The organism is Mammaliicoccus sp. D-M19 (assembly GCF_022386695.1).
Classification (GTDB): Bacteria; Bacillota; Bacilli; order Staphylococcales; family Staphylococcaceae; genus Mammaliicoccus; species Mammaliicoccus sciuri.
In genome coordinates this window covers 371270-389514 of record NZ_JAJNHW010000001.1, presented here as the reverse complement: position 1 = coordinate 389514, position 18245 = coordinate 371270, and the positions used below count along the sequence as shown (strand labels likewise).

Sequence of the window (18245 nt, the reverse complement as noted above, 5' to 3'; positions counted from 1 at the left end):
AAAGTCCACTCTCTATTTTTACATTTTTTGTTTAAGTATATCTTTAAAAATATGCTTTAACATGTTCTCCGTATCACTTTGATAATGATCTTTTAATACATTACTTGCAATTGAAACGATATATTGATCGTTAGAGTATGTCACAAAATCATTTTGAAAGAATATACCTCTATATCTTTGATGATTAGGATATCTGTAAAATCCATATCTATAAGCACTTGGGTATATATGTGTATCAATTTGTGAAAGTAAAATATCAGTAGATGATTCATTTAATATTTGTTTCATTTTGAATTGATTAACAAGCTTTGCCATATCATTTGTAGATATGTATATATTTCCAGCACCATCGTATTTATCGAGAGTTGTTGGATAGAAATATTTGTACTGATTATTTTTTAATTTATAACCTTTTACCATGTACTGTTGGTGGTTATTAGAGTCATAACGAGCTGTATATTTTAAATGAACTTTCTTAATAATGAGTTCATTAAGGTTTTGCTTAAATGATTTATGCGTAGCATTTTCTATAACTTTAGCAATCGTGATATAGTTTGCATCGTTATAAAAATATTTATGATAATTTTGAGGTACAACACCATTAAACTTAATACGTTCTATAGCACCATTTAAACCTTTAACATTAGGTGGAAAGTTTGCTTTAGCTAAACCACTTCTATGTAACATTAAGTCTTTAATAGTGATAGGATATACATTCTGGAAATTAGGTATATATTTATTTACATTGTCATTTATATTAATAACGCCTTGTTCTTCTAACTCTCTCAACATTAAGCCTGTTACAAATTTGTTAGCTGATCCAAGAAGATACATTGATTTATCATCATTTTCCACACCTTTTTCAATATCTTTAAAACCATATGCTTTACTCATAATGGGGCGGTTATTTTTATAAATGGTTATATTTCCATTGAATCCTTTAGATTTTAAGTATTTATCTATCTCATCGAATTCGTTAAAATCATTAGTTAATGTTTGTTTCTCATGATTTTCTTTATTCTGAATTTGCTTTTTATGGATATGAGTCTCTGTATGTTCTTTTTTATAGTGTCGTATTTGATATAAATCTTTAAATATGACTAAAAGTAAAGCAACGATTATGCATAATATAAGTTTATATATGTTCTTCATGATCTTCTCCTGATGTTTTTTACATTATATTACCATGAATGCAAAAAAATTACATTTAATGTCATAAAAATAGAACACATATTTGTGTCCTATTCATTACCGTAAAGCTCTTTTTTAATTTGAGTTGTTGAAATACCCTCAGTTCTCTTAAGATATATCACTTCACAATGATCTTTTAGGAAGTCAAATTCACCTTCCCAATCGTGACCCATTAAAAATGTGTCTACTTTAAAGTTCTTTACATCATCTGTTTTTTGTTCCCAATTATTCTCTGGAATAACTAAGTCAACATATCTAATAGATTCTAACATCATTTTTCTTTGTTCATAATTATAATATGACTTTTTGTTTTTTAACTTATTGAATTCATCTGTTGATAAAGCAACAATTAGATAATCTCCATATTGTTTAGCTCTTCTTAAAAGCTCAATATGACCATAATGCAGTAAATCATATGTTCCATAAGTAAGTACTCTACGCATTTCTTCACCTCATTATTTTATATGTTTAATCTTAATATATATAGGACCTATTGTAAATAGTTTGAAAAGTTTGTAAATTCAACTTAAAGGATGATGGTATAAAAATTAATTTTAAAAGCTATTTTACAACATGTTGTATAGTCATTAGTTTAAATTTATAAATCAGTAGTGTATTATAATAGAATATGTTAATTTAGTGTAAATTATGAATTAGAGGAGTATTTATGGAAGATAAATTATTTCTGATGACAGAAAACTCATTTAAAAGTACGATTACATATTTTAATAATAAGGAAGAAATTGATAATACAAATAAAGAGAAACTACTTTTTTATTTTAACAAAGTTTTCAATCCTCTATTTCCTTATAAATTTGACTTTATACTAAAAAATAGAAATGGTTTGTCAATTTTGTTAAGAAAAATTAATTATAATACATCTAAAAAAAGTGTATTTCAATATATGGAGATTAAAGCTATGAAGCGTGGGGAATATAAATATAGTTATATGATTTCCCAATTTCGTAAACATTTATCTACAATTCGTTCTAAACATTATACTTCAGATATATTCTCAAGCAAAATAGAAAAAACAATTGTATATGAATCGTTTAATGGTAAATCATTTACAGATTCTCCGAGAATGCTTTATTTATACTTAAGTGAAAATCTACCTAATTATGAGCATATTGTAGTAACTGACAATCAGCAATTAGACAAAGAACTAAGAGCTTTAAATATTGCTACTGTTGAGAAAAATTCAAAGCAATATTTCAAAATCTATCAAAAAGCTAAAGTGTGGATTGCCAATACGAGATTGTCATCACAGATAGAAAAGAAAGATAATCAACTATATATTCAAACATGGCATGGTACACCTTTAAAGAAATTAGCTAATGATCAAACGGTTATTTCAATACCAGATGTCACGCTAGAAGAGTATCTTTATGGCTTTAATAAAGAAACAAGTAGATGGGATTTCCTCATATCACCAAGTGAAACTGCAACTGAACGATTTAAATCTGCATTTAATTTAAAAGAAGAACAGATGTTGACTTTAGGTTATCCAAGAAATGATGATTTAGTTCAGTTAAATGATGAAAAATATATTAAGCAGCTCAAACAAAAATATGATATTCCCTCTAATAAAAAAGTAATACTGTATGCGCCAACATGGAGAGATAATGATCGTACAGATGTTGGTAAATACAATTTTAAACTGAAGCTTGATTTAGATGCTTTTAGTAAAGAGCTATCGAATGAATATGTATTACTCATTAGAGCGCATTATTTAGTATCAGAACATCTAAACCTAGAAGATTATAAAAATGTGTATGATTTATCAGATGCTAATGACATTAATGAATTATTCTTAATGAGTGATGTATTAATCACAGATTATTCGTCTGTTTATTTTGATTATGCGAATCTACGAAGACCAATCTTATTTTTTGCATATGATAAAGATGAATATGCAAATGATATTAGAGGATTCTATTTACCATATGAATCAGACTTACCAGGACCTGTCTTTGAAACAAGTGAAGCACTAATTGATTATATTAAATCAATGCAATATGAAGACATACCTCAATCAGATACTTATAAAACATTTAATCATAAATATAATCATCTTGATGATGGAGAAGCAACTAAAAGAGTAAGTGAAAAAATCATTCGTACTCTAGGTAAAGAAAAGGAGTTTCATGAACTATGAAAATATTAAATATTTATCAAGAAAGTGAATTATTAATCTTCGAGTTTGATCAAACATTAGATAATATTAAAAATGTTTATATAAAAAATGAATTTGATGAAATAATGGTTCCACAATCAAATATCAAAAATCAATTTAAAATTAATTTAAATGAAGTCTTGGAGAAATTTTCACAATATGATAGAGAAACAATCTTTATTCTACTTGAGCAATCTGATGGTATTACGCAATCCATTCAAAAAATAAACATAAAAAAATATGAATATTATATTCAAAACTTCGAAACAATCATTAATGATGAAACGACTATTACCCCGTATATTACTAAAAATGGCATTATTCAATTTACATTAAAGCCAGAATTGCCAGTTTCTACTTATTTTGCTAGAAGACATATAGATAAAATTGTCATAAATAATAAACAAGCCTTTTTAAAAGGAAAGTTCTCGATTCAAAATTCAACACTCGAATATGCTCATTTAAGAATCACTTCAAGGTTAAGTGAAAATGAAATTGAAATACCATTAGAACCTACTGTATTTAATGTATATAAGAAGCTAAACTCTACAAGTTATGATTTTGAAATTGATATTTTAAATGAACTTAAGCAGTATTTAGCAAATGACTTTGACTCAGAAGATATTATCGATATCTTCCTAAGTATAAAAGTAAAAGAATTTAAAAATGTAATTGATGTAAAATTAGGTAATCCTAGAATTATGGTAGAAAGATTTGCTAAAGGCGAAGTATCAATTAATCTTGGTCAAACAGTAAAAACAGCTATACCATATTTCACGATGAAAGGTAGAAACTTATCGTTTAGAATTAATGAATATGCAAAAGAAGACTATGCAGCGTATAAAAAATTAATGCATGACTATCCAACGTTAATCAAAAATAATTTGAATAAAAATAAAGTTTGGGTAATTGGTGAAAAATCATATAAAGCTCAAGATAACGGTTATCACTTCTTTAAATACATGAGAACTGAGCATCCTAACGAAGAAGTATATTATGTTATTGATAAAAATTCTGAAGAACGAAAAAATGTAGAACCATACGGAAATGTTATTGATTTTAAATCAAAAGAACATTTCGAAGTTATGATCAAAGCAGATGTGATTTGCAGTACACATCACACAGAATTATTATTCCCAAGTCATGAAGCAAGTTATGTAAAAAAAATTAGAGCTAAACGTGTCTTCTTACAACATGGCGTGTTAGGTGCTAAAAACCTAACGCAGATTAATGGTAAACAACTGAAAGATTTTAACGTTGATATGTTTATAACAAGCTCTAATCGAGAAAAACAAATCGTCAATAGAGATTTATTATTTGATTCATATCAAGCAAAAGTTACGGGTCTATCAAGATTTGATGAATTATTTAAGGAAAACGTAGAAGTTAAAAATCAAATCTTAATTATACCTACATGGCGTGACTGGATAACAAATATTAATAGTCTTCTAGAATCAGATTATCTACAAAATTATAATGACTTATTGAATAGACCAGAATGGAAAACAATTTCTCAATCAAAAAATGTAGACATCATATTCTGTTTACATCCAAATATGCAAGCATTTGTTGAATATTTTGATATACCTGATTACATTAAAGTCATTAGACAAGGTGAAGTAGATGTTCAATTACTTATTAAAGAAAGTAAATTGATGATTACAGACTATTCAAGTGTTGCATTTGACTTTAGTTTCTTAGAAAAACCAGTTATTTACTATCAATTTGATAGAGATAGATTTATCGGTAAATTACCATCACATTTAGATCTTGATAAAGAACTGCCTGGTAGAATTGTTGATAATGTAGAAGCTGTAATAGAAGCTGCAAGCCATTATGTTGATAACGGCTTCAAGAACGAACAACAAATTATCAATAAAGCTAATAAATTTGTAGCATATAAAGATACAAACAATTCACAGCGTATATATGAAGAAGCTAAATCATTTAAACGCAGAAATATCATTAAAGATGCATTGAAATATGATATTCTTTCACAGCATGTATTTAAACGATTCAGAAGACATAAAAAATACTTTGATATTATGTCTTATATGAATAAATTCCTTGTAAGATTCGGAAAGATGGATGAAAAATTAATCGTGATAGAAAGTAATTTAGGTAAACAAGTTACAGATAGTCCTAAAATGATTTATGATCAAATTAAAGCGCTCGATAAAGGTTATAAAATTGTTTGGGTATCTAATAAAATTTACCCATTCGATGATGAAAATGTTATAACAGTGAAACGGTTAAGCCCTAGTTATTATAAATATTTATCAATCGCTAAATATTGGATTAATAATCAAAACTTCCCTCATTATATTGAGAAAAAGAAGAACACAACATATATTCAAACATGGCATGGTACGCCATTGAAAAAAATGTTAAATGATGTCGATGACTTTAAAGGTAGAGATGAAGGCTATATTGACAGAATTAATCGCTCAGTTTCACAATGGGACTATTTAGTTTCACCAAGTCCATACGCAACAAGTTGTTTTAAATCTGCATTTAATTTTAAAAAAGAAATGCTAGAAGTGGGCTATCCACGTAATGATATCTTCTATGAAAATGATATTGAAGAAAAACAACATATTATTAAACGTAAACTTTCAATTCCTAAAGATAAAAAAGTGATATTGTACGCGCCAACGTTCAGAGATGATGAAGTATCATCTGCGAAAAAACATTTAATTAATTTAAAATTAGATTTACATCAAATGAAAGAAAAACTTGGAGACGAGTATGTACTTCTCTTAAGACCTCATATCATTATTAGTAATAATATTATTATCGATAAATCATTAGAAGGTTTTATTTATAATGTTGCGAGCTATGAAGATATTAGTGACTTATATTTAATTAGTGATATTTGTATTACAGACTATTCATCTGTAATGTTTGATTATGCTAATACTCAAAAACCATTACTCTTCTTCACATATGATTTAGAGCATTATAAAGATAATTTAAGAGGATTCTATATGAACTTCGAAGACGAAGCACCAGGACCATTATTAAAAGACAATGAAAGTTTAATTGATGCTATTCAGAATATAGAAACGGTTAATGAATCATATAAAGATAAGTATGATAAATTCTATGAAAAATTCTGCTCATTTGAAAAAGGAACAGCAACGAAACAAATAGTCGATAAATTATTTTAAATAAACAAAAAGCAGAACTGACGCTGTAATTGTGTATCAGTTCTGCTTTTTTTATTTATTTGTTAACTTTAAAGAAAGGTTTCCATTTATAGTAGGGTAGAAAATACCATTTTTATCTGTTAAATTGATTTTTTTGTCATAACCAAATTTAATATTTAAATGCTTAAATCCATCATATACGATGATACAGTTGTAAATTGCTGCTGGTTTATTATTGATTTCAATTTTAGGTATTGAGATGGTTAAGAGGTTATCTTGTACATCTATATTCTCAATAACGATATCATCTTTGTAAACTTTTCGAGACATAAGAGACAAGTTACATATTTTGTCAGTATCAACACCGTCTATTTCAATTTGTATTTTAATGGATTTGTCTAATTCAGCTATATTTAATAACGTTGACTGTTGAAATGGTATTGTGAATCTTTCATTAGCATCAGTTAATAATGTCTGTTTTTGTTGCTTTTGAATGATTTTAGGTTGTTTTTTCAGCCAAGTAAAGAAATTCATAAATGACTCATAATCATTATTTTGAATAAACTTAATTGCGTCTGTATATTCTTGACTGATTGTTTGAATGATATCAGCTTTTATATATGATTGATTGAAAAGTTCGTTCAGTTGTTTAAAATAATGAACTTGTTGCTTTTTATCACTATTTAGGAATACATGACTATTACAACTTTTCAGTAGATCATATTCTAAAAAACGATTTAACAATCGAATGTTTTTAGAGTTTGATTCTTGTTCTAGTAAATGATGAATAATTTCTAAATCTGAAGCACGTTTTTCATAGAAATCTACACCTCTTGTAAGTGATTCATTAGATGTTGTTCTGTCAATGATTGAACAATTATTTGTCACCGTAGATACATTATTAATATAAGGACTTAAATATGTGAAAAACATTTTGTCTTCCCCAAAATGTAAGTTTTCTGGGAACTTTATATTGTGTTTTTTAATATGACTCAGTTTAATAAATTTTGATGGCGGACCAAAGTGATTATATATATATGGGATGTCATTGATGTTATAATTATAACGATTATTATTACTCATAAATCTGGCATGTACTGTTAAAGAATGGTCATTTTGGCGTAATGTTCTACCAACAATCATGTCTGATTTAAGTAGTTTATCGTCATTAGCAATTCTTGCTAATATATCTGTTGCTAAATAATCATCTGCATCTAGAAAATAAATATATTGACCTGTTGCTTCTTCAATACCGATATTACGAGGTTTTGAAGGGCCACCTGAATTTTCATCTAAAATGATAAATTTGATATTTTTAGCTTCATAGTTTTGAATTAAGTTTTGAGTATTATCTGTAGAATGATCGTCTACAATGATGATTTCGTAATATTTTTTATCTAGTGATTGATTTAATATTGAATCAATTGCACGTTCTATTTTATCTTCATTATTATATGATGTGACAATAATAGAAAAAAGCTTTTTACTTTTGAATAACATAAGTTAACTCCATTCGTTAAAAAATCAAATTGTATAAGCAATGTGGCATATTTGTCTCACATTGTTTATATAATGTAATATGAATAAATAGAGAAGTCAATTTATTGTATTAACTTAAAATATATGAGGTGTAAAATGATTAAAATTATAAATATTCATGACCAGCATAATTTGGAAAAATATATAATTGCAGAATGTCGTGAAGAAAATCATATTATTTTAATAGATAGATATACGCAAGTTAGGGAAGAAGTGTTGAACAATTTAGAGTTGGATAACCAATCTTATATGGTTGATTATACAAACAATGGTTATTATACAAACGATAGTAAATATATGGGGAAGGCATTTATTACTGTTGCTGATTGGTTTAATAATATTACGCTTCAACCAAATATTATTTTTAAGAAAGATGAGCTATTATGGCTAATTTCTAATTATAAGTGGGAAACAATATTTGATATTACATTGAACGCGATTTTCCACTTGGATGAAATTAAGATTGATTCTCACGTTATTTTTGATTATGTTCATCAAAGTAAACCAAGTGCAAACTGTTTAGCAGCATTTAAAAATGAAAGTCTCAGTTATGAAGAAAAATTCTATTTAAACAAATTTGCACTTTTAAATGGTATAACGCCATTATTTAAGGCGAAAGAGACAAGGCTTCCTTCTATCGCAAGAACAATTGATAAAGTCATGTTAAAATCACAATTTCAATTACCTAAAATTGCGTATCAAAAATTAAATCATAAGGCACTACAAAAACAAATGAAGGCAATTAATATTTATGACAAAGATCAATCGAAAATAAAGCCACATATTGTATTTTTAGGTTTCGATTATGGTTACAGAGGTAATTCAAAATATTTATTTGAGTATTTAGTAAAACAACACCCTAAATATACTGTTTACTTTATTACGGACCAAGAAAAGGGTGATCACTTTGTGTCACCATCTCATTCTGATACGAAACAAATTATAGAAGAAGCTAATGTAGTGATACTTGAAAGCTACTTGCCAGATGATTTTAAGCCTAATGGTACGATCATTCAGTTATGGCACGGTACACCTTTAAAACGACTATTTTTAGATAGCAAAGAACCTAAACAAAATATTGATATTTATAATTATAGAGCACGTAAATATAATAAGTTAATTAAACAAGATTATTTTATAACAGATGTAGAATCTATAAATAATGTATTTAAATCTGCATTTCCATTGGAAGAAACAGAAATTGTTGCATGTGGTTATCCTAGAAATGAATATTTATTAGAGCAACACACAAATTCAAATGAAATAAATAAAATTAAACAACAGTTAAATTTAAATACTGAAAAGGAAACAATTCTGTATACGCCGACATGGAGAGATAATCAAGAAGAAGAATTTTTATTAGAATTTACAGATGAGATGAAAGCGAAATATAACATCATTTATAAATATCACGAAGAAGATCATGCTAATAAACAGCATAATTATATCGATACAAGACAGTTTGAAACACAACAATTACTACTTGTTTCTGACATTGTAATCAGTGATTATTCTTCAATAGTATTTGATGCATTAACTATTGATAAAAAAGTGTACTTATATACACCAGATTTTAATAATTATGATTATAACCGTGGTTTATATAAAGAAGTTTATGAAACTATCAATGATAATCAATATTTTGAACAGTCATTATTGTTTAATGCAATTATGAATGACGATTATCATACGATTAGTGATCAATTTATCAACAAAAATAATCAGTCATACGAAACTATCACGCAATTGATAGAACAAGCTATGGACTGAAAAGGGGTATTTATATGAAATCTTTTACATTTTTAGTGCACAATATTTATCATATGGGTGGGACGACGAAATCGATTTCTAATCTGGCAAATAAATTAAGTGAAAAAGGTCACTCTGTTAAAATATTGTCAGTATTTAAAGCGAGTGATGAACCTTATTTTAAGTTGCATGAAAATATTGAAATTCAACCCATTATTGAATATAACAAAACTATCAAAGGTTTAAAAAATATATTTGTAAATAGAATCAATAAGTATACACCTTTTTTGAGTCCTAAAATTATTCATCCGTCTGAACCTGGACTTCATCAATTTTCAAGTTATATTGAGCAACAAATTGTTAAAGTCATTCAGAATGTGAATGCAGATATTATTGTAGGTACACGTGCAAGTTACAATATACTTGTTAGTAAATATGCAAGTCAGTCGGTATTTAAAATTGGTATGGAACATATGTATTTACATGCACATGATGAGCATTATCAAAAAGATATACTTAAAAGTTATGAACAACTTGATTTAGTTACGACATTAACTAAAGAAGACCAACAAGATTATCAACAAGGTTTAACTCACACTAAAGTAATCATTGTTCCAAATATACTAAAAGAAACTCAATATAACGTAGATAAGCAAAATACAATTGTTGCTGCAGGTAGATTTGAGCATGAAAAAGGGTTTGATTTGTTACTGAATAGTATCAATTTAATTCAAGACACAATGCGAAAATACCAATTTCAATTAGAATTATATGGAGATGGACAAGAAAAAGAACAATACCACCAATTGATCAATCAATATAATATTCAAGATATTGTGAAACTTAAGCCTACTACAAACGCATTATCACAAGTATTAGCTGAAAGTAAGATTACGGCTGTTCCATCTAGAGTTGAAGGATTTGGACTTGTTATATTAGAGGCTATGTATCAACGAAATGTAGTTATCAGTTATAAAGGATGTTATGGTCCTGAATTTCTAATTGAAAATCAGAAAAACGGTTATTTAGTAGACTATCAAGATGCTAAACAATATGGAGAGCAACTTGCAAATGTCATTGAAAATTATCATCATCATGATGTTCAAAATGTCATTCAAAAAGGTATAGAAAGAAGTAACGATTTCGACGGTGATGTCATTTATGAGCAATTCATGAAAGATTTATACAAGCACTTTAAATAAGATGCAATCTCAATCCCTAACAAGCTAATTGTTAGGGATTTTTTAATAGGGTGTTAAGATATTGTAAATATTAATTAATTGCCTTTCTTATAAATATCCTTATATATATACTTACAACTGTATAATACTTAAAGGAGATTTTAATATGCAGACAAATCCTATTAATCTAGACAAAAAATTTAGACCTGAAATTGAAGGGCTAAGAGTTATTGCAGCATTATTAGTTGCAATATATCATATTTGGTTTGGGAAAGTGTCTGGAGGCGTCGATGTATTTTTCGTTGTTTCAGGATTCTTAATTACCACTTCCATTATTTCAAAATACAATAAAACAGGATCATTTAAATTTATACCTTACATAACAGGATTAATTAAACGATTATTTCCTTCTGTTATAACAGTTTTACTTGTAACAGTTATCTTAAGCTTTTTCTTATTACCAGAGTCAATACTAGGCAAAACGATAAAAGAAATCATTGCTTCATTATTTTATTATCAAAATTGGCAACTCGCTTTATCGAGTACAGATTATTTAAATAAAGATCAAATGAAGACACCAGTTGAACATTTTTGGGCAATGTCGATTCAAGGTCAATTCTATATTATTTGGTTTGTCATCTTTAGTTTGATTTTTATGTTATATAAAAAATACACCAACTTAAAAATTATTAATGTAATTAACCTTTGTTTAGGTACATTATTTATCGTTTCGTTGTCGTATTCTATTTATTTAACGCACGTCAATCAACCTTGGGCATATTTCCATACATTTACAAGAGTTTGGGAATTCTCACTCGGCGGATTATTAGCAATCAATCTTAATAAAATTAAAATTAACCGTGTAGTAGCAAGTTTGATTGGATGGTTAGGTTTAATAGGCTTGATCTTAACAGGTATTATTTTTAATGTATCAACAATGTTTCCCGGGTTTATTGCATTATGGCCAATGTTATGTGCCGTATTTATACTTGTTTCCGGTAACTATGAAACTAAATATGGTGTTAAGGAATTCTTAGGCTCGTCTATCATGGTAAAGGTTGGAGGATTGTCATTTGGTTTATATTTATGGCATTGGGTGATTTTATCATTTTATCAATATCATAATAATGAACGACCTGGAATTGTATTAGGTATTTGTATGATTTTACTATCATGGTTATTATCATATTTAATGACACGTTATATTGAAAAACCAATCAGATCAGCATCTTCTAATAAAATTGCATTCAAAAAATTAGGCATTGGATTAGTGATACAGTTATTGGCAATCGCATCTTTATATTTCGTTATTTTTAATAATCCTTTTGAAAAAGAAAAGGTAGCATTGAGTGAAAATTATCCCGGTGCAATGGCAGTAGAAAAGCATGTGAAAGTTAAAGAAGATGTAGAAGCGATACCAGAGTTTTCAAAAATCAGAAATGAATCACCAGATTCTACAAGAGACAAAGTTCATCAAAAAATAGGTGAATCAAAAGTTCTAGTAGGAGAGTACGGTAAAAAAGAAAACTATGATAAGACAATTGCCTTAGTAGGGAGTTCTCATGCACAACATTGGTTAGGCGCACTACAAAAAGCAGCTGAAGAAGGAAATTATAGAGTATTAAGCATGACGAAAAGTGGCTGTGTATTAACAACGAAAGACAGTGACCAAGATTGTACCGATTGGAATAAAAATTTAATTAAAGAACTTGATAAACAAGACGTCGATTTAGTTGTAACAACTGCAGATTCAAGTACAGATGTAAATGGACAAATCGATCCATTACAATTAAAACAATATCAAAACATTACAAATACAAAAACATCGATTATGGCAATAAGGGATAATCCAAGATATGAGTTTAATGTCCCAGAAACTTTAGATAAATTTGGAGAACAAGAAACGATTCAGAAGATGAATGCTAAACAACACTTACCAAAAGTATCTAAATGGGAACAACTTGATCAAAAGCCAGAAGATACTAAATATGTAGACTATACATCGTATTTCAAAGTAAATGGAAAGTTTGCGCCAGTTATAGGTAATGTTATTGTATATATGGATAAAGGACATATATCAAATAGTTACTCCAAAACGTTTGGTCCTAAAATAAAGAAAGATATCGAACAATACTTTAAAGAACTCAATCATTAATAAAAAAAGTACCTTAATCATATGATTTTATATGATTGAGGTACTTTTTTTACACGAAATATTGAGCAATTGTAAATAATGATAAAAGAGTGTAAACCCTTCCTTAAGTATCTGTTAAACGACTGTTTATTGTATTCATAGAAGTTACAATATATTTAACATTACGAAAGTAATAGCTTAACAATTAATTATTAAAGGATGGATATAATATGAAATTAACTACTATTGGTTTAGGATACATTGGATTACCAACATCAATTATGTTTGCGAAACATGGTGTAGATGTTGTAGGTGTCGATATTAATAAAGAAGCAGTAGATAAATTAAATAATGGTCAAATTCATATTGAAGAACCTGGTTTACAAGAAGCTTATGAAGAAGTGTTAGCTAAAAATAAATTTAAAGCAAGTATGCAACCTGAAAAAGCCGATGCATTTATCATTGCAGTTCCAACACCAAATAATGATGATCAATACGAATCATGTGATATTTCATTAGTAATGGGTGCAGTTGAATCCATCGTACCATTTTTAGAAAAAGGTAATACTGTCATTGTAGAATCTACGATAGCACCAAGAACAACGGATGACCATGTTAAACCATATCTTGAAAGCCAAGGATTTGAAATTGGTAAAGATATATTCTTAGTACATTGTCCTGAAAGAGTGTTACCAGGAAAAATATTACATGAACTTATTCATAACAATCGAATTATTGGTGGTATAACGCCAGCATGTGTTGAAGCAGGTAAACGTGTATATGGAACATTCGTACAAGGTGAAATGATTGAAACAAATGCTAAGACAGCAGAAATGAGTAAGTTAATGGAAAATACTTACCGTGACTTGAATATTGCGCTAGCAAATGAACTTGCGATGGTATGTAATCATTTAGATATTAACGTATTAGAAGTTATTAAGATGGCGAATAAACATCCACGTGTGAATATTCACTTACCAGGTCCAGGTGTTGGTGGTCACTGTTTAGCAGTTGATCCATACTTTATTATCGCTAAAGATCCAGAAACAACGAGTCTCATTCAAGAAGGTAGACGTATTAATCGTTCAATGCCTCAATATGTGATTAATGAGTCTAAGAAAATTTTAGAAACTTTAAATGGTCATAAGGTTGTTGTATTTGGATTAACTTATAAAGGTGATGTAGACGATGTCAGAGAATCACCAGCATTTGATATTTATAATGATTTGAGAAAAGAAAATGATATTCAAATAGAAGCATATGATCCACATGTTGAGCTAGGATTTGTCCAAAAAGATATTCAAAAAGCAGTTAAAGATGCGTCTCTTGTATTGATTTTAAGTGACCATTCAGAATTCAAAACTTTAGTAGATCAAGATTTTGAAGGTATGAAAGACAAAGTCATTTTCGATACGAAAAATGTTGTTCAATCACAATTTGAGCAAGTTAAATATTACAACTACGGTAATTTATATACTTTCGGAAAAGATATTGCACTTTCATTTAATAAGTAAAGATTGAGGGGTCTTCATATGATAGACGTTAAAAGTCCAATTATTCAAAGCGGATTGAGCTTTCAAATTATTTTAAGAGAACCAGAAAATCAAGAAATATTTGATGTAGATGATGATGAACTTACAGTCGGCTATGCGTCTGACTATTTAAATAAAGCATTAAAAGTTATTTCTGTAAAAGTGATAGAAAGTGAACTTTACGGATTAATTGTGAGAGGTACGAATATTATAGGATGGACAAGATTAAATCATTCTATCAAATTAATTTCGAAACCTATTGATACGATAAGAGTGGATTTACGTCATTTCTCTACACCACAAATTAATAGAGAACTAGGATTTAAAGTTGATTATAACTTGTTGTTTAAAGAAAAGAACTTTTCATCTAGAGCGTTGTATTTAATTGAAGGTGAAGTGTTAGAAGCTGTATTTAATAAAGGAACATTTACAGGGTTTGTGCCTACGAAAGATATAGATAGAGCAATTCCTATTAATAAAAAAGTATCAATAGAAGAATCTACAGTCTTTTATCAAGATAGTGCATTGCACAAATCAATCGATTTATCATTGGATGAAGAACAATTTGATTTCAATAACGTCTCGATTGATATGGTGTTCTTAAAGGCAGAATCGGTAAGGATCATTATTAAAAAGAAAAAATATTGGATTAGCTTAAATGATTTAGAAGATAAAAGTATTATTAAAGATTTAGAAGCTAAGCAATATGAAAATTATAACGAGTTAACACTAGAACAGCTGGATATGATTACAAACTTTCAAGAAGAAAGAAAAGAGTCAAAATCTGCAATTGTTCGTTTGATAAACGAAAATATCTCATTACAAAAAACAAATAAAAAAGAAGAAAAAGCGCAGTATGAAAGACTATATATGAATTTGAAAAATTCTAAATTAGGAAAGATTCAAACGAAATACTGGAGTTGGAGAAATAGGAGGAAATCATAATGTCTTCAAATATGCCAACAAATATCAATCAAAAAAGTAATATCGAATCCACTAAAGAGGCGTTAGTTAATTTTGATGATAAAACAAAAGTTGAACAATTAGAAGAAGTATTAGATATTGTTGAACAAGATTATATGTATGGACTATATAAATTAAAAAAGGTTAAAGATCATACAAATCATCATAATTACTATAAAAAAGTAGCAGAAGAATCCAAATTAGATTTCCTTGAAAATCACCAACAACATTTATCAAAACTTGTGAATTCTGATACGTCACGTGTATTTATTAAAAATAAATACAAAGTTGGTCTCATTGCTGATGAATTTTTATATAACTCATTTAAAGATATAGGGAATATCGTTTATTTAGATAGTGAATTTACGGATTTAAGTCGAGATATGGATGTTGTGATTGTTGCGACAGCATGGAGAGGTATAGACGGAAGTTGGACAGGTTTAGCTTCAGTAAATAGTGAGAAGCGAAGAATGCTTATTGAAGGCATTCAAAAGGCTAGAAAGTTCAATATACCAATCGTCTTTTATTCTAAAGAAGACCCTGTCAATTTCCATTTATACAAAGATATCGCGACAGAATGCGATATTATCCTGACATCTGCTGCTGAAGTGGTAGAAGATTATAAAGAATATTGTCAAAATGATAAAGTACATGTACTTCAATTTGGTATTAATCCTCATTACCATAATCCAGTAGGTACGAGAAGTCCATATAATAAATCATTTAAAAACGATGTTATTTTTGCAGGAAGTTGGACTGAGAAATATCCTGTTAGAAACCAAGAATCTGCAAGAATCTTTGATGAATTGATTAATAATGAAAATGACTTAACAATTGTCGATAGAAACTTACCGTTAAGAAGAAGACGTTATCAATTCCCAATGAAATATATCCCATACTTAACAATGCCAATTGATCACGAAGAACTAATGAAATTGCATAAAGTATATAGATGGGCTGTAAATGTCAATTCAGTAAAATATTCAGAAACGATGTTTGCGAATAGAATATTTGAATTGCAGGCTTTTGGGAATTTAATCTTATCTAACTATTCGGTAGGTGTTAATAATCAATTTCCAAATGTATTTATGATTAATCATAAAACAGATGTGGCACCAATCATGAACCAATATCAAGAATATGAAATAGAAGATATGCAGGCTAAAAGTATACGTAGTGTGATGAGAAATTGTACGACGTATCATCGTTTAGATGAAGTCCTATCATATATTGGCATTGAACCGACTCAAAAAGCATCACAAATTCTCGTAATTGTTGATGCATTAACGGATAAAATGAAAGACATTCTATATCGACAATTACATGTTCAGTTTGATGTTATAGAAGCTCAAGATACAATAGAAGATGTATCACAATATGATTTTATAACTTACATGAAAGATTCAATTGAATATGAGGAGTACTATTTAGAAGATTTATTAACAGCATTTAAATATGTAGATGTTGATTTTGTTACGAAAGATAAACAGCATGAAGCACATCAATTTATTGAAAATGCACAAGATAAATATGTAACATTGTATCATAAAAATATATTCGATTATCAATTGAATATCACACAGTCTCAAAATGGCTATAATTTAGATCAATCAGAAATTTATGATGCATCTTTATATGGTCAAAATAACCACAAGAAAAAATTAAGTGTTATTATCCCAATTCATAATAATGGTACTTATTTAGAAGATAAGTGTATGAGAAGTTTAAGAAGATCTTCAATATTTAAAGAAATGGAAATTATATTCGTAAATGATGGTAGTACGGATTCTGAAACGATATCTATTATTAATCGATTAAGAAGACGATACCCAGATATCGTTTACTATGCATATGAAGAAGGATCAGGCAGTGCTTCAAGACCAAGAAATAAAGGTGCTGAACTTGCCTCTACAGATTATATTACTTATTTAGACCCTGATAACGAAGCTACTGGTGATGGATATGCAACTTTATTAGAAGAAATCGAATCGAATAAGGATGTCGATATGGTTGTCGGTAATATTATTAAAGAAGATAATAAGCGCAGAGCATTGTTTAATTATGCTGGTACAGTGATGAAGTATAACGACGGAAAATTATTAATTGAAGATCCTAAAAAATATATGAAAAAATGTGGTTTACGTGCTCAAAGTATTCAAGCTTTAATTATTAAATCACAAATTATTAAAGATAATCATATTCGAATGATTGAAGGTGCTGCTGGCCAAGATACTTTATTCTTCCAAGAATTAATGATTCATTCTAATAAAGTAAAAGCTGTAACAGATGTTATTCATATGTATTATGCTGCTGTGTCTGGATCAGTTACAAATTCGATTTCTAAGAAGCTATTTGATAAATATTACACGTTAGAAATTGAAAGAATTCCATTTTACGAAAAACATGGATTACTAACATCCTACTTAGAACATAGATTTAATTTTTACGTTAAAGGCTGGTATTTACCAAGATTAGAAAAAGTAAAACCGGAAGAAAGAAATGAAGCGGTAGAACGATTTTTAGAAATATATAGTTTGTATGATCAATATAAACGTCCAGAAGACCATGATTTAAATCAATATGTTGAACACCTAAAACAAGAGGTTCAGCAATAATTACGTGATTGATATA

Annotated in this window: 11 protein-coding genes; 8 read left to right on the top strand and 3 right to left on the bottom strand. The window is 28.3% G+C overall.

The window, feature by feature from the left end; genetic code table 11:
* Window positions 1–18: 18 nt before the first annotated feature.
* A complete protein-coding gene (locus LQ675_RS01995; protein ID WP_239726695.1) occupies window positions 19–1152 on the bottom strand; it encodes a serine hydrolase domain-containing protein in 1134 nt (377 codons plus the stop codon).
* 89 nt (window positions 1153–1241) lie between these two features.
* The gene (tagD, locus tag LQ675_RS01990) at window positions 1242–1634 is read right to left on the bottom strand and encodes a glycerol-3-phosphate cytidylyltransferase (RefSeq protein ID WP_048542127.1); all 393 of its coding nucleotides are present in this window, start codon (window positions 1632–1634) and stop codon (window positions 1242–1244) included.
* 476 nt (window positions 1635–2110) lie between these two features.
* Between tagD and LQ675_RS01985 the strand changes: the two genes are divergently transcribed.
* Both LQ675_RS01985 and LQ675_RS01980 read left to right on the top strand, forming a co-directional pair.
* Window positions 2111–3349: a CDP-glycerol glycerophosphotransferase family protein gene (locus tag LQ675_RS01985; protein ID WP_158259773.1), complete on the top strand. Its 1239-nt coding sequence runs from the start codon at window positions 2111–2113 to the stop codon at window positions 3347–3349.
* Window positions 3346–6537: a CDP-glycerol glycerophosphotransferase family protein gene (locus LQ675_RS01980; RefSeq protein ID WP_239372145.1), complete on the top strand. Its 3192-nt coding sequence runs from the start codon at window positions 3346–3348 to the stop codon at window positions 6535–6537. Before LQ675_RS01985 ends, LQ675_RS01980 begins: the two co-directional genes overlap by 4 nt.
* A 51-nt stretch (window positions 6538–6588) precedes the next feature.
* Here the strand turns inward: LQ675_RS01980 and LQ675_RS01975 are convergent, their stop codons facing one another.
* Window positions 6589–8016: a glycosyltransferase family 2 protein gene (locus LQ675_RS01975; RefSeq protein WP_239726697.1), complete on the bottom strand. Its 1428-nt coding sequence runs from the start codon at window positions 8014–8016 to the stop codon at window positions 6589–6591.
* A gap of 135 nt (window positions 8017–8151) precedes the next feature.
* Here LQ675_RS01975 and LQ675_RS01970 point away from each other — a divergent pair, with 135 nt between their 5' ends.
* The 6 genes from LQ675_RS01970 to LQ675_RS01945 all read left to right on the top strand — a co-directional run bounded on the left by LQ675_RS01970 (window position 8152) and on the right by LQ675_RS01945 (window position 18229).
* Window positions 8152–9825, top strand: a complete 1674-nt coding sequence (locus tag LQ675_RS01970; protein WP_239372143.1) for a CDP-glycerol glycerophosphotransferase family protein — start codon at window positions 8152–8154, stop codon at window positions 9823–9825.
* Window positions 9826–9839: 14 nt separating this feature from the next.
* Window positions 9840–11006, top strand: coding sequence for a glycosyltransferase (locus LQ675_RS01965; RefSeq protein ID WP_207593094.1), 1167 nt, complete (start codon window positions 9840–9842; stop codon window positions 11004–11006).
* A gap of 145 nt (window positions 11007–11151) precedes the next feature.
* Window positions 11152–13140, top strand: coding sequence for an acyltransferase family protein (locus LQ675_RS01960; protein WP_239726699.1), 1989 nt, complete (start codon window positions 11152–11154; stop codon window positions 13138–13140).
* Window positions 13141–13349: 209 nt separating this feature from the next.
* Complete coding sequence (locus LQ675_RS01955) at window positions 13350–14633, top strand: nucleotide sugar dehydrogenase (protein WP_239372142.1); 1284 nt, start codon at window positions 13350–13352, stop codon at window positions 14631–14633.
* An 18-nt stretch (window positions 14634–14651) separates the two neighbouring features.
* The gene (locus LQ675_RS01950) at window positions 14652–15596 is read left to right on the top strand and encodes a hypothetical protein (RefSeq protein WP_048542139.1); all 945 of its coding nucleotides are present in this window, start codon (window positions 14652–14654) and stop codon (window positions 15594–15596) included.
* Entirely contained in the window at window positions 15596–18229 is a 2634-nt protein-coding gene (locus LQ675_RS01945; RefSeq protein ID WP_239372141.1) for a glycosyltransferase, read from the top strand. Before LQ675_RS01950 ends, LQ675_RS01945 begins: the two co-directional genes overlap by 1 nt.
* The last annotated feature ends 16 nt before the right edge of the window (window positions 18230–18245 follow it).